This window comes from Vagococcus elongatus (assembly GCF_003987645.1).
Classification (GTDB): Bacteria; Bacillota; Bacilli; order Lactobacillales; family Vagococcaceae; genus Vagococcus_A; species Vagococcus_A elongatus.
Genome location: NZ_NGKA01000017.1, coordinates 38,626 through 53,046, shown reverse-complemented (window position 1 = coordinate 53,046; position 14,421 = coordinate 38,626). Strand labels below are relative to the sequence as shown.

15 protein-coding genes and 3 pseudogenes are annotated in these 14,421 nt (G+C 36.5%); 17 read left to right on the top strand and 1 reads right to left on the bottom strand.

Features of this window, described 5'->3' with window-relative positions; all coding sequences use genetic code 11:
* The 15 genes and pseudogenes from CBF29_RS14305 to CBF29_RS10550 all read left to right on the top strand — a co-directional run.
* A pseudogene (locus tag CBF29_RS14305) lies at positions 1-118 on the top strand (IS30 family transposase); the annotation flags it as partial.
* A gap of 7 nt (positions 119-125) precedes the next feature.
* A pseudogene (locus tag CBF29_RS10610) lies at positions 126-665 on the top strand (IS256 family transposase); the annotation flags it as partial.
* Positions 653-1,219 (top strand): annotated as a pseudogene (locus CBF29_RS10605) (IS30 family transposase); the annotation flags it as partial. The pseudogenes CBF29_RS10610 and CBF29_RS10605, both read left to right, overlap by 13 nt.
* Before the next feature lie 140 nt (positions 1,220-1,359).
* Positions 1,360-3,381 (top strand): BglG family transcription antiterminator, encoded by a 2,022-nt coding sequence (locus tag CBF29_RS10600; protein ID WP_126809702.1) that lies wholly within the window; start codon positions 1,360-1,362, stop codon positions 3,379-3,381.
* Between the two features lie 17 nt (positions 3,382-3,398).
* The gene (locus CBF29_RS10595) at positions 3,399-3,932 is read left to right on the top strand and encodes a PTS sugar transporter subunit IIA (protein WP_126809701.1); all 534 of its coding nucleotides are present in this window, start codon (positions 3,399-3,401) and stop codon (positions 3,930-3,932) included.
* Between the two features lie 26 nt (positions 3,933-3,958).
* Positions 3,959-4,417, top strand: a complete 459-nt coding sequence (locus CBF29_RS10590) for a PTS sugar transporter subunit IIA (RefSeq protein WP_126809700.1) — start codon at positions 3,959-3,961, stop codon at positions 4,415-4,417.
* 16 nt (positions 4,418-4,433) lie between these two features.
* Positions 4,434-4,712: a PTS sugar transporter subunit IIB gene (locus CBF29_RS10585; RefSeq protein ID WP_126809699.1), complete on the top strand. Its 279-nt coding sequence runs from the start codon at positions 4,434-4,436 to the stop codon at positions 4,710-4,712.
* Between the two features lie 15 nt (positions 4,713-4,727).
* Complete coding sequence (locus tag CBF29_RS10580; RefSeq protein WP_126809698.1) at positions 4,728-6,101, top strand: PTS galactitol transporter subunit IIC; 1,374 nt, start codon at positions 4,728-4,730, stop codon at positions 6,099-6,101.
* Between the two features lie 20 nt (positions 6,102-6,121).
* Positions 6,122-7,129 (top strand): Gfo/Idh/MocA family protein, encoded by a 1,008-nt coding sequence (locus tag CBF29_RS10575; protein ID WP_126809697.1) that lies wholly within the window; start codon positions 6,122-6,124, stop codon positions 7,127-7,129.
* An 18-nt stretch (positions 7,130-7,147) separates the two neighbouring features.
* The gene (locus tag CBF29_RS10570) at positions 7,148-8,326 is read left to right on the top strand and encodes an SIS domain-containing protein (protein ID WP_126809696.1); all 1,179 of its coding nucleotides are present in this window, start codon (positions 7,148-7,150) and stop codon (positions 8,324-8,326) included.
* Positions 8,327-8,357: 31 nt separating this feature from the next.
* The gene (locus CBF29_RS10565) at positions 8,358-8,993 is read left to right on the top strand and encodes a copper homeostasis protein CutC (protein ID WP_126809695.1); all 636 of its coding nucleotides are present in this window, start codon (positions 8,358-8,360) and stop codon (positions 8,991-8,993) included.
* Positions 8,994-10,115: 1,122 nt separating this feature from the next.
* A complete protein-coding gene (locus tag CBF29_RS10560; protein WP_126809694.1) occupies positions 10,116-10,313 on the top strand; it encodes a hypothetical protein in 198 nt (65 codons plus the stop codon).
* A 383-nt stretch (positions 10,314-10,696) separates the two neighbouring features.
* Positions 10,697-10,846 carry a PTS sugar transporter subunit IIB gene (locus tag CBF29_RS14040; RefSeq protein ID WP_245987359.1) on the top strand — a complete coding sequence of 50 codons (150 nt, stop codon included), beginning with the start codon at positions 10,697-10,699 and terminating at the stop codon, positions 10,844-10,846.
* Complete coding sequence (locus tag CBF29_RS14035) at positions 10,833-10,988, top strand: hypothetical protein (RefSeq protein WP_245987358.1); 156 nt, start codon at positions 10,833-10,835, stop codon at positions 10,986-10,988. Before CBF29_RS14040 ends, CBF29_RS14035 begins: the two co-directional genes overlap by 14 nt.
* Positions 10,985-11,497, top strand: coding sequence for a YjbQ family protein (locus tag CBF29_RS10550; RefSeq protein ID WP_126809693.1), 513 nt, complete (start codon positions 10,985-10,987; stop codon positions 11,495-11,497). The genes CBF29_RS14035 and CBF29_RS10550 overlap by 4 nt, the downstream gene beginning before the upstream one ends.
* 77 nt (positions 11,498-11,574) lie before the next feature.
* Here CBF29_RS10550 and CBF29_RS10545 read toward each other — a convergent pair whose 3' ends face one another.
* On the bottom strand, positions 11,575-12,534 hold the full coding sequence (locus tag CBF29_RS10545) for an IS30 family transposase (protein WP_126809692.1): 960 nt from the start codon (positions 12,532-12,534) through the stop codon (positions 11,575-11,577).
* Between the two features lie 163 nt (positions 12,535-12,697).
* On the opposite strand from CBF29_RS10545, the gene ispE reads away from it, so the two are divergent.
* Together ispE and CBF29_RS10535 are read left to right on the top strand one after the other, a co-directional pair.
* Positions 12,698-13,552, top strand: a complete 855-nt coding sequence (gene ispE, locus CBF29_RS10540) for a 4-(cytidine 5'-diphospho)-2-C-methyl-D-erythritol kinase (protein WP_126809691.1) — start codon at positions 12,698-12,700, stop codon at positions 13,550-13,552.
* Between the two features lie 107 nt (positions 13,553-13,659).
* On the top strand, positions 13,660-14,145 hold the full coding sequence (locus CBF29_RS10535; RefSeq protein ID WP_126809690.1) for a PTS sugar transporter subunit IIA: 486 nt from the start codon (positions 13,660-13,662) through the stop codon (positions 14,143-14,145).
* The last annotated feature ends 276 nt before the right edge of the window (positions 14,146-14,421 follow it).

Genomic DNA, 14,421 nt, shown 5'->3' with positions numbered 1-14,421 from the left:
TATTTCCTCTGTGAGTAGTCACAGAAATCATATTCCCAGAAAATCATTGAAATATCGTACACCTATTGAAGTCTTTTTGAGTTATGTACAAGACGCAATTTATTCTAACTTAATTTGACAAATGAAATTATGAAAAGTATAATCGTTCTGGCTTTAACTCTGGTAATTCCCGTAATGGGAACTATTCACGCTCGTTCAAAACAGAATATGGAGAATTAAATTTAGTCGTTCCAAGAGATAGAAAAGGCGAGTTTTCTCAACAGACATTACCTGCGTATAAAAGAACCAATGATTCTTTAGAAACAACGATTATTCAGCTATTCCAAAAAGGCATTACCATGTCTGAAATCGCTGATTTAATTGAAAAAATGTACGGCCATCACTACACGCCGCAAACTATTTATAATATGAGTAAAATTATTTATGAAGATGTCTCCGCGTTCAAAGATAGGAAACTAGACTCACGTTACTCCGTCATTTTTATGGATGCGACTCACATTTCCTTAAAGCGACAAACTGTGTCTAAAGAGGCAGTTTACATTGTGATTGGCATCAGATTAGATGGGACCAAAGAAGTGCTAGGGTTTACGATTGCTCCGACAGAGTCTGCTTTTGTTTGGAAAGAGAGCCTTCAAGATCTAAAAGACCGTGGGAAAGAAATCGTCAACACAAGAAAGAGCTTGGAAAATCAATTGATCAACGTCCTAGTTTAATCAACACTAGAAAAACCTTTGGTCACTGGGAAATTGACAGCGTCATTGGCTCGAAATCAAAAGATGACAATGCCTTACTCACTCTTGTCGAAAGAAAAACAAGGTACATGATAACCATTGTTCTAGATGATCATACAGAAGAGTCTGTTTGTCATGCATTAAAACAGTTAGTGAAGAAATTTGGGCAAACTTTATTCACCCAAGTATTTAAATCTATTACTGCTGATAATGGCAGTGAATTTAGTTCTTTGGATGATACTTTAAAGCATCTATCAGATATTTATTTTGCCCATCCTTATTTATCTTGGGAAAGAGGGACAAACGAACGGCATAATGGATTACTTAGACAATTTGTTCCAAAAGGAACTCCCATCTAGCAATACTCAAGGCAATTTATTCAATCAGCCAAAGAAAGCATCAATCATTTGCCTCGTAAAATTTTAAACTATAAACAGCCAGTAACGCTATTTATAGAAGAAGTTCAAAAAATAAAAACATGTGAGTAAGGTTTTTTTATAGGATAACATTGATATTTAGATGTTTTTATCTAAGTGGCTAACTTAATATTGCAATTTAGGTTTATAATTTATCTAGGGTAATTGATAACTGTTTTCTATCGAAAATAAAAATGAAAGGAGCCTTTGAAATGGGGAAATTTGTATTAAATGATAGTCAAGCAAAAATTATTTCGACATTGCTGGATAACGATAAACCTTTGAAGGTAGGCGATATTCAAGCGAGTACCCAGCTTTCTAAACGATCTGTTTACAACAATTTAAAAGTAGTTAACGAATATTTTCAAGAAATAGGACTCTCTGATTTTTCGATTGGGAAGCAAAAAAAATTGCTTTTAAGTCCTGAGGAAAAGGAATTTTTAAAAGACAAACTCAAATCTAATCAAACAGATTTAGTCCTTTGTCCCGAGCAGCGAGTAAATTTAATTGCATGCTATTTAATGTTTCCGGAAAAGAGGATTTCAATCGAGTCGATTGAGAAGATGTGTCGGGTATCAAGGAATACGATTATCTCGGATATCAAGCAAACTAAAAAAGAACTGGAGAATTACCAACTCGCGATTGTTTATTCTCCTAAAATGGGTTATCGGATTGAAGGAAAGTTGATTAATAAAAGAGAAGTATTTCTATTTTTTATTGAACGACTTTTGAAATTTACTAATATCCACTTACTGACATTTTTAAAATTTAATGATGTAAATGAAAATTTCAATAAGTTGAAAATCATTTCAGATGAACTTGATAATAGCTATAATGAAGAATCGCTGTTGGCATTAGCAGCTTTGCTGTCAGTGATTAGGCGTGGTAATGAACGCTATGAGTTTAGCATAAAAGAATTGTATTTCATTCAAGATACTATTGAGTTAGCGAAAGTGGATAAGTATTTCACTGAATTTTCGATCCATGATAGATTTTATCTGACTGTTCATTTGTTGGGAACGCGCTCAGCGGCTGAGTTCGAAATCGATGGGGAAAAAAATGTTGAGCTGTTAAAATTAGCGGAAAGGATCATTGAGAAATTTGAAGTCGTAACGAATAACACACTCTTTGACAAGGACACATTAGTTAATGAGATTTATTTACATTTGAGTCTTTCTCTACATTATCATAAGTTATCCATACAAGCAGTAAATCCTCTACTAGAAGAGATTAAGACAAATTATGCCAGCATTTATTCTGCAACAAAAATTGTCTGTGAGTCATTAAAGGATGATTTTCTCGTCCCCATCTTTGAAAGTGAGATTGCTAATATTACGTTACATTTGGGTAGTCACTTACGGGAACCCTCTGAAAAGAGCTTTCGGAAAAAAGTTATGATTGTATGTCCCAGTGGTCAATCAACTTCAAATTTATTACAGGTGGAAGTTGCCAAGCTAGCACCGCAGATAGAGGTTATTGGGACTTCCGCCGTTAGTGACATAGTGGATAAAGAGCAAGAGTTTGATTTCATTATCTCGACAGTTGAGTTGGAAACACCATTTCCTTTCATAAAAGTAAATCCTATTCTGACAAAAGAAGACAAAGAAAAAATCGCAACCGTTCTTTTTTTGAGTCAAAGTAGATTTCAGGCGGATGATAAACAAATTAATGGGTTATTTGATATTATTGGCAGGTATGTTGAGCCACGGGAAATGCCTGCCATTACGAAAGAAATCATCGATTTTGTCAACCATTCGAATCCGATTATCAAGGTAGAACATGAATATCGATACTCTCTAGCAGAACTAATCGGCCAACAGAATATTCAAATTGTACCTGATTCATTAGACTGGCGCACGGGAATAATGATGGCTGCCAGTCCATTAAAAGAGTCAAAAACTATTGATCAAGAATATGTTGACGAGATGATACGCTTAGTTGATGTATACGGACCGTATGTTTTATTGGGGGAAAACGTTGCGTTGGCACATGCAAAGCCAGAGAACGGAGTGAATCGATTAGGAATCTCCATGTTGGTATGTCCGAAAGGAATCTATTTTGATGAGGAAAATGAAATTAAAATTCTATTTGTTGTAGCATCGCCCAATGAGTATGAGCATCTTAATTACCTAAATGATATTTTGAAATTTGCAAAAGATTCCGCTGCTGTTGATAGTATCATTCAAACAAAAAATGTGATAGAATGCTATGAATTGACTAAGAGAATATTTTAGTTTCAGAGAAGTCCAAGATGGTGCACACTCTTTGTGCACCATCTTGGACTTCCTTTTTGTCACCGTTTTCAATATATTGTAAGTACAGACAAGAAGTGTTGAGTCAACAAAGGAGGGGAGCGGCCATTTTTGCTCACAGTCTGACCGTACAGATTTTAGAGGAAGTGTATAGCTGGAAGGAATTGACCAGTTACGTAGCTGACCAACTAATAAAAAATGAAAAGGGGCGTAGCAAATATATAGATGAAATCGATGAGAGCCTAGAACAGTTTGGCCCATACTATTTACTGCCTAATGTTATCTTATTTCACGGAAGGCCGGGTAAAGAATATTCAAATGCATTAGTAATTGTAAAATTGAATAAAGCATTCACGGCTGTTGAAGATAACTTACCAGTCAAACTGATTATAGGGATGACTACGGAGGATTCGAATGCCCATTTGAAATTACTCAAGTACTTAGTTGAAAAGCTAAAAGTTCACCAGAATGTTGTTAGCATATTATCGACAGAAAAAAAGGAAGAAATAGAAAAAATAATACATGGATTTTAGTAATCGTTCGAGGAAGGAGGAAGCAAATGGATGATTTTGAATTTTTACCGGATCTGATTTATTCTAATCTGCTCGTAGCAGACCAAAAAGAGGCAATTAATCTTTTAGCTGAATTATTGGAAGAAAACGGGTTGGTAGGGGGAGATTACAAAAAGGATGTGCTTTCGAGAGAGGAAGTATTCCCAACCGGTATAGTAGTTAAAAGTGGTGCTATTGCTATTCCCCATGCTAGAAGTTCTAAAGTTTTTGGCAACGGAGTAGCTGTAGGGATACTTGAGAAGCCAGTCAGCTTTCATTCCATGGAAGATTGCAATGCAGAAATTGATGTTGAAATAATCATGTTACTAGCTATTTCCGAGTCGGATAAGCAGCTAAAAATGCTGCAGACAATCATGAAAATGTTAAGCAAGGAAGAATTTATTCTTCTGTTGAAAGAAAAAGAAAGCAAAGAAGAGATTGCACAGCTATTAAATAGTTTTTTATAAAAAAGGAGGTAAAGTAATGGATAAAACAGTCGTTATTGCTTGTGGCGCTGGGTTAGCAACATCTTCAATGGTAAGGGACAGGATTGAGGATGTCTTGAGCGAGAACAATATTCGGGCGAATATCATTCAAACGACACTAAACGAACTGGAAGGATACGATGGCAAAGCAGACATTTTCATCACGACGATGAAAATCAATTCAGACTACACAACACCAGTGGTTCATGGGAGTGCCTTTTTAACAGGAATCAATGAAGAAGCAATCATTGAACAAATTGTAGGAATCTTAAAATAAATAAGGAGGGAAATTATGTTAGTAGATATCATTCAATATATTGTTGATCTTGGCAGCTATGTTTTTGTTCCAATCTTGATGTTTATTATAGGGTTGATTTTTGGGCTGAGTTTTTTAAAAGCATTGAAGGCTGGTGTTACAGTGGGTATTGGACTTATTGGTGTTTCCATCGTTAGTACCCTTACAGCAGAATCTTTGTCTCCGGTCATTCAAATCATGGTGGAACGTTTGAATTTGAATTTGACTGCAATCGACGTAGGCGGCGGTCCTGCTGCAGCGGTTGGTTTTGGTTCTTCCTTAGGTGCAATACTTATCGTGGTAATCCTGATTCTCAATGTTGCGATGGTTTTTTTCAAATTAACTAATACGGTTAATGTGGACATCTATAACTTTTGGTACTTTGCTATTACGGCTGGATTTGTCAATCTGTTAACAGGTAGCTTCGTCGTTGCGATCTTGGCTGGCGTGACTCATGCAGTACTAGGGTTGAAAATTGCTGATATCACAGCGAAAAAAACTCAAAAAATTATTGGTATCGAAGCTATCTCGATTCCTCATGGTTTTGCTGCGATGAGTGCACCTTTGTTCATGGTATTAGACAAAATTTACGATTTTATTCCATTGTTTGATCACAAAGATGAAAATGAAGTTAAAAATGAAAAAGGGATGGCGAAGGTCATCGGGATGATTTTTGGTGATCCGCTATTCTTAGGATTAATTTTAGGAGCAGTTTTTGGGCTCATAGCGCAGTATGATGTTCCTGGTATTCTTGAGGTGACGATGAAAACTGCTGGTATCATGGTGCTATTTCCTAATATGGTCAAACTAATCGTGAATGGCTTGATTCCAATTTCAAATCAGGCAAAAAAATTCTTTGCTACTAAATTCAAGGATCGTGAGCTATATATTGGCTTAGATTCTGCTGTTACTATCGGACACCCCGTTACTATCAGCGTTGGTATGTTAATGATTCCGGTATTCATGATATTTGCAGCGATTTTACCGGGAAATACGACACTTCCACTGGGTGAGGTGCCTTTCGCAGCGTTCTATGTTTGCTTTGCCACGATTATACACCGGGCAAATCGTTTAAGGACGATTGTATCAAGTGTAATCTTTATCCCAATAGTTCTATGGATATCCAGTTGGGCGGCACCATTGTTTACGCAATTGGCAGATAATGCCGGCTTGAGCTTCGTACAGGAAGGACAGCAAGCGACGACCATGGCACTGGGTAATTTTGGTATCTGGTTCCCAACAATGATTGCGCAGATCCCGACTGTTGGGCCAATTCTGTTGGTGGCAGTCATTCTAGTAGTAATATTTGGTGGAAAGATGATTGAAAATAAAAGAAGTACAGAAGAAACTAATGGGGCAGAAAAAGTATAAAAAAAGAGATGGGGTATAAAATGTTAACTATTGGTGTAATTGGCGCTGGAATCTACGGAACTTACCACATTCGGACCTACATGAAAGATCCGAATATAGGCAAAGTAATCGTTTGTGATTTGAACGAAGAACGCTTAAAAGTAATTGAAGAGTCCTATGGTATTATGGGTTATACAAATATGAAAGAAATGCTAGAAAAAGAAAGCATCGATGCCATCAGTATCGCAACGTCGGATCCCTATCACTTTGCTCCTTTAAAAGAAGCAATCGAAGCAGGGGTTAAGAACATATTTGTTGAAAAGCCTTTGGCAACAACAGTCGAGGAGGCAGAAGAAATCGTTCGGCTAGCTGTAAAACATGATACGAAAATCATGGTAGATTTCCACAAACGCTGGGATCCAGCTTATAATAATATGAAGGCTCTTATTAAAAGTGATCAAATCATTCGTGGCTACATTTCCTTAGATGATGTAATCTCTGTTCCCCTCAACTGGTTCTCTTGGTCAGATAAATCTTCGCCGGTTTGGTTTTTAGGTGTTCATTGCTATGACCTAATTAGATATATGACAAATAGTGAAGTTCTATCTGTTTATGCAGTAGGCAATAAGATAATTCTTGCAGATAAGGGAATAGATACGTATGATTCAGCTCAGGCAATTTTGAAAATGACTGACGGAAGCAATTGGGTCGTTGAAAATTCGTGGATACTACCTGATTCATTTCCCAAGTCAAATGATGGTCAGCTAGTGATGTTGACGGATAAACATTACTTGAAAAATGAATCCTATCGTGGGGTTAAGACCTATGGCGAAAAGGCTAGTCTGCCAAATTATATTTTCATGAACTTTGGCGAAGATGAAGTTTCCGGTTTTGGTCTCGAGCCTATGAAAGAGTTTATTCGCAATATCATTGAGGACAAAGATTTTTGCTGCGATGTTGTCGATGGGTTAATGGCAACGAAGATTGCGGAGGCTGTCCATCAATCACTTGAAACAGGAGAAGTAGTGTTTTTAAATGAAAGAGCTTAATAAAAAAGGAGTACGGATATGGAGATTTTTGCAATGAACCATGAAATACTAAAAGAAAAAAAAGCAGTACTCACCGCTAAAGAAATCAAGCAGCAGCCAAAAGTTTGGAGAAAAACTTTGGATATTTTAACAGAGCAAAAAGAAGAGTTGGAGCAATTTATCCAAAAAATTGTGAATCAGCGAGAGTATCAGATTATTTTTACTGGTGCAGGAACGAGTGAATTTATCGGTAATGCCTTAGTCCACTCTTTAAAGGGGAAATATGATGGTCACATTTTTTCGTATGCTTCAACAGAAATTGTCTCGGCTCCTGAGAGCTATTTACCGAAAACAAAACCTGTATTGCTAGTTTCTTTCGCTCGTTCTGGTGATTCACCCGAATCTTTAGGCAGTGTCAGTTATGCGGACGAAATATGTGAAAATATCCATCATCTATTCATTACTTGTAACAAACAAGGGAAATTAGCAAAGTATGGCAAAGACAAAGGGAACATATTCACGTTATTGTTACCAGATGAAACATTAGATAAAGGGTTTGCAATGACCTCAAGTTTTAGCTGTATGTATTTATCGGCATATGTTTCCCTCAATTTAGAAAATTTCGCTGAAACGAAAGACCAAGTCGAAAAAATAATTCCATCTGTAACTAATTTAATCGAGGAAGATTATTCGCTTGCTAAAAAAATTATTGAGGAGTTCCAATTTAAAAGAATTATATATTTAGGTTCAAACACGCTGAAAGGAATTTCTCAGGAGTCGCAATTAAAGATGCTGGAGCTGACCCAAGGTGCAGTCGTTACTATGTATGACTCACTATTAGGCTTTAGACATGGACCCAAATCGGCAATCACTAGTGAAACACTATTAATCATCTATCTCAGCGACAACGAGTTTTCCAGAAAGTATGAGATTGATTTTCTCAATGAAGTCATCAGTCAAAAAAATGGCTATAAATTATGTGTTCTTTACAATCAGCAGTTAACTGTTGATAGCAATTTAGTGGATTACAACTACTGCTATGAAATTGATGAGCCGCTGGATAATGTTTATTTGGGATTATGCTATATCATTTTTGCGCAAATATTGGCCTTGTACAAATCAATGGATGTTGGCATTGGACCAGATGATCCATGTCCTAGTGGGAAAGTAAACCGAGTTGTTAAAGGCGTTACAATCTATCCGCTGAATAACGCGTGAGAAGGTTTTGTGAAAGTAGGCTTAAAAAAAGATGATTAAAGAATTTTGTGGAGAAAATTTTTCAAATATAGAGAAGGCTATTAAAAATGGTGCAAAAAGAATTGAGCTCTGTGACAATATGGCCGTTGGTGGTACCACACCCAGTTATGGTGTGATTAAAGAGACAGTTAAATTAGGGAAGCAGTACGATATTCCGGTGATGATATTGATTAGGCCTCGTGGTGGTAATTTCGTGTACAGTGAGGCAGAACTGAAAATAATGATAGCAGACATAGGAGTGGCTAAACAATTAGGATCAGCTGGGATCGTGATTGGATGCTTAAATGAAAACGGGAAGCTGGATAAACAGTCTCTTGAACTATTGATTGCAGCTGTGGGAGAGTTGGAAATTACTTTCCATATGGCATTTGACATTCTTACAAAAGATGAGCAGCTTGAGGCAATTGATTGGCTTTCCGAGCATGGAGTGAAAAGAATTCTTACTCATGGAGGATCATCTGAATCAGATATTTTAGATAATTTCATTTGGTTATCTAGATTGATTGATTATGCTCAAGATAAGTTAGTTATTATGCCTGGAGGAGGAATAACTTCAAAGACAGTGGATTTTGTTTTTAAAAATTTGATGGTTGATGAGGTTCACAGTTCTAAGATTGTGCAGATTTAGTTTAATTTTTTATGCTGCAGCAAAAATGTTTTTTTCGAAAGCAGAGTAACTAGTAGTTAGGTAAGTACAATACTATTTCTTTACAGTAAAGAGTATTTAGACTTGGTGAAAAGGAATAGTATGTTAATAAAAAATCAGAAATATCTGTAAATTTTTCCAGTATGAGACTATGGGAAGCCTCATTTTGCCAATTGTGCTCCTAGGAAAAAATTCGAAACGGACCATTCTTTTAAAAAATGGATAAGCAATTACAGATAGTGAGAAAAAAGATATATTCTATGTATTACTTTATTCGAACGCGAGTTTCTTTTTAGAAAACGGAATGGGAGTAGAGGGATATCTAGAAGTCAAAGATTTGGAATTTCTACAACACACATAATCGGTCAAAGATATTTTGATGTTGAAGGGTGAAAATTCAAAGCATCTTTTTTGAAGGACCGTTTTGTACTGGAAAATATAGAGGAGCACAGAATCCCGACTATTTTAAGAATCCTAATCTAAAAACTTTTGCCCGCTAGCAGAATTTAGCGGGCAAATTAATTTAAAATTGTGCTGGACTTGGAAAAGAAAGGAGTATTAGACTTTATTTAGGTGCCTTGGCAGATGATGTTCAGCTCACAGTACAGTGAATTATTTTCAAGCAGAGGGAGCTAATCAGGCTGGGATAGACATTTTTGTTCACATCTACAGTGGTGTTAGTGGATTCAATCACCGAGCTCCTGGGATAATAGGAGTAGCTTTGCTGACATGAGATAGATTTTCAGAAATTATTTGAGATTGGGAGTTCATCAAGCAGACGTTCAGTGGTTAATTAAAGCGAAGATTCTCGATTTTTTAATTATTGATTGTATGAGAGCTAGTGAGATGCTAGAAGAATATCGCTTAGGTGAATTCCCTATTGTGGAAAAAAATGAGGCAGCCAGATTAATCGAGTGAATTTCATAATTAGTCATGTTGCTATAACATGATTTATAACACTCCTAAATTGGTTAGTTCTCCATAATTAAGATAGGAATGCTTTAAAATTTCATTTGTCAAATTAAGTCAGACAAATCGGTTTTATCTACATAAGCTCATAAATACTTCTAACAGTCTTTGATAATTTAATGATTTCCTTGGAATATGATTCCTGGTTTTAATGATTTGGAAGTTGATTTGGAAGTTGATTTGGAAGTCATTCAAAAGAGATTTGGTTTATTCGGCAATCCGATTATTATTGGATTAATGATAGACATAGTGATTGGTCTGCTCGCTGGTTATGATTTTGGTAGATTTATGAATTTAGGAGTTCCGCTTTTTTGTTTACTGCTTTTCTGTTAATATCGGTAAATTTTTTATAACGGTTGTATTATCTGGAGATAAGATTCTTCCATTTGGAGATATTTTAACGTTAGTATTTACTCTTTCTTGTATGGCCGCTGCCTTTAAAGGAAGTATTTCAAGATTAGTTATTAGCTGTGGTATAGGATGCTGTACTTGGTAGCATAGCTGGCTCTTGGCTCAACAAAAGCTTACCAAGTGGCACAGTGGGATATCGGTTCTACCGGACTTATATCTAGGTTATGGTCAAACGCATTAATGGTGTTAATTGCCGAAACCCTATCTCTATCAGGCATTCTTGTTATTACAGCAATTTTTTTTGGTTTACTATTCTATATTAGCAAAATAAAAATTATAACGCATAAAAAAAGGACGTATAAAACATGAAAACATTATTAATTATGTGTGTGGCAAGACATGCTACTACAACTGTTGTAAGAAGTCAAATAGAGGAATGGTTAAAAAATGAAGGTCTGACTAGCAGTGTATCAATTAAACAATCCTCATGTAGAGCAAGAAATGGAAAATATTAAGAATAATGTTTATGACATTGTTATTTCTATGACTCAAGTGCCCAAAGGTATTGAAGATAAGGTAACCACGGCTATTCAACTTTCGACTGGAATAGGGGCTGAGGCCGTCTGCTCAATCATTAAGAGGGGGTTATTAGAATGATTTTTTTACACAGACAAATAAATCTTGAAACCTTTGCTAATCGTCCTTCTTATTATGATGTTACTGACGAGGTTAATTGTGCTTTAAAAGAGAGCAAGGTAAAAAATGGTATTGTTGTGGTTTCTTCGCCGCATACAACTTGTTCTGTGTTCTTTGATGAATATATGCACGATGTGAATTATTATGGAGATGATTTGCTTCAAGTTGATTTGAACGAAGTAATGGAAAAAATTATTCCAACTCAAAAAACGGAAGGGCAGTATCATAGTCCAGGGCCAAAGCATATTGCTTATGGTTTGACGAAAACAGATCCAGATTATCCAGCAATGGAATGGGCAATGTTAAACACAGATGGGCATCTTCGTTCAACTATTATAGGGGCGAGTGAAAGCTTTATTATAAAAAATGGCATATTATTGACTGGAAAAGTTGGTTATATCTATTTTGTTGATTTCGATCAGACAAGAGAAAGAAATCGGCAATGCAATATACTGATAATGGGAGTATAAAGAATGATTGAGAAAGATTAAGTCTTGTTATTGAAACAGAAGTCAGAAATTAAAAAAATTAATTCATATTTCATTTGTCAAATTAAGCTAGAATAAATTGCCTCTTGTACATAACTCAAAAAGACTTCAATAGGTGTTTGATAGTTTAATGATTTTCTGGGGATATAGTTTCTGTGACAACTCACAGAGGAAATGAATTCTTGACTGACATCCCTAAAATCTTTTGATTTAGGTAAGCCATCGCGCCTAAGCAGTCCATTTGAGTGCTCATTTAAAGCTCGTTGTGAAGGTGTCCCGGGATCGGCAAAGAAGATATCAATGTCCTGTTGGTTACTGACAGATTTCCAATTAGAAAATTCTTTCCCACAATCAAAGGTGATGGACTTGAAGAAATGTTTTGGAAAGCGTTCAAACCAATGATTCAATGCTTCTTCAATATCGTTTGCTTTTCTTCCCTTGGGTTTCAACGTGATAATCACTTTAGACACACGTTCCACCAACGTGATGACAGCACTTTTATGATGAACACCTACGATCGTATCTCCTTCAAGATGTCCAAATTCTTCTTTAAAATTAGGGTAGTGTCTCGTTCGGTCATCAAGTGTTCGTTTAAATGCTTGTTTGCCTCTTGTTTCTTGGTGACCATTAGGTTTTCTTCTTCCTTTCATAGGAAGAGTTTGAACATCAAATTCTCCATTGGAGAATTTTCTATAAAGAGTTCTCATACTGCACGGAATCATACGTTCTTGCCTGCCGATAATGACATCAGGGGTCCAATCTTGTGCAACTTTTTCTTTGATATATTGTTTCTCAGAATCAGAGAATTCGATCCTCTTTCTGCCGCATTTTTTCTTATTTTCTTTGTATCGATGCCAATAATCTATTGCTGAAAAGCCTTGTTTAAAAAAATTGACTACCGTGTAAATTGTCTGAATGGCTCGACACATTCGCTTAGCAATGGTGACAGGTTTAACTTTTTGATGAAAATAAGATTCTATCATTGTGATTTCGTCTATGGTAAGATGTTTGTAAGTCATTTGTGGCTCACTCCTTGTTTTCTTTGGTCGGAAATACAATTTGAGTGTACCGCAAATGGCTTTTTTTATTTTATACACTTATATGTGCTTTATCCTTTTTTTTCATATCCCATCAAAAATATGTTATTATACTTATAAATTTGAATGATTAAGGATGAAGAAGATGGAGATCATGGAAAAAGCTCCTGCTAAAATCAATCTGGGCCTAGACGTTCTAAAAAAACGTGAAGAGGACGGGTACCATGAGTTAGAGATGGTCATGGCCAGTGTTGATTTGGCAGATAAACTGCTGATTAAAGAAATTCCGCAGAACCAAATCGTCGTGCGGACAAACGCCACCTTTCTTCCAGTGGATGAAAAAAACAATGTCTATCAAGCCCTCTCTTTAGTAAAAGAAAAATACGGAATCACAAAAGGTGTATCAGTAGATATCAAAAAAAATGTTCCGGTCGCAGCTGGTCTGGGAGGAGGCAGCAGTGATGCAGCCGCTGCCTTGCGGGGAATTAATCGTCTGTGGAAACTAGGATTGACCAAAAAGGAGCTTTGTGAGATTGGCTTCGAAGTAGGAACGGATGTCCCTTACTGTGTTCACGGTACGACAGCGTTTGTCACTGGAAGAGGCGAGTTTGTAGAGGAATTGCCTCCGATGCCCCAATGTTGGGTAATATTGGTGAAGCCTCAGTTTAGTGTTTCTACGAAAAAAATTTTTGCTAACCTGAAGATGGAAGGGATGGAACATCCAGACATTGATAAGCTGAGAGAGTCCATTGTCGAACAGGATTATGAAAAAATGGTCGCCTATGTAGGTAATGCCATGGAAAAAGCTACTATGGAAAGGCGTCCGATTGTGAGAGATATCAAAGACCGGATGATAAAATACGGGGCTGATGCTGCATTGATGAGCGGCAGCGGACCAACAGTATTTGGTTTGTGCCAGAATTATTCCCGGGCAAAACGGATTTATAATGGGTTGAGAGGGTTCTGTAAAGAAGTGCACATTGTCCGCACCATCAAATAAATAAGAAACTACCAAATCAACTGCACTCTTAAAGGAAAAGGTTGGTAGTTTCCAGCAGGTATCGTATAATGGACGAGTAGAAAACTTTCAAAAATGGAGGACCATTTATGTTTAAAAGGTTTAAAAAGAATAAAAAATCTTCATCCTTTCACGCGGTGGCTACTGGGACATTGCTTCCGATCAGCGCTGTAGAAGACGGTGTCTTTTCGGAAAAATTATTGGGAGACGGTTATGCTGTTAAGCCAGCAAATAGCGAGGTGTTTTCTCCGGTGGAAGGCAAAGTTCTAAGTATTTTTCCAACCAAACATGCAATCACGATTGAAACCACTGCTGGTTTTGAAATCTTGCTTCATATGGGATTAGATACGGTAGAATTAAAAGGTGAACCTTTTGAGATTTTTGTAACGGAAGGTCAAAAAGTGACAGCTGAAACAAAATTAGCCACGATGGATTTAGAAAAATTGGCAGAAACAAACACCCCTTCCACAATTGTAGTGGTGATTACCAACATGGACAAAGTAAAAGATATGCCAAAAACAAGTGAAAAAACAGTCAATGCAACAGAAGAAATTTTTTCCGTAGAAGTGGGATAAAAGTGGAAAATTCGAAAAGTTCTCTTTTCGAATTTTTTTAATACCGTTGAATGCTGAATTTTAGCAAGCAGCTTGCTGGCTGACCATTACGGGTGTGCGAGCATTATCAGGGAGTCTTTCCCTCCCATCTTTTCAACGATTTCGATGAAATTCTTCACTCAACAGTCCGCCAAACTTTCATATTTTTTGGCTAAAATTTTCAGATTATTTATGCCATGCAACTTCTTTTACTCCTTTTCTTTTCATTGGGTTTGTTTATTGATAAAATAGAGCTAT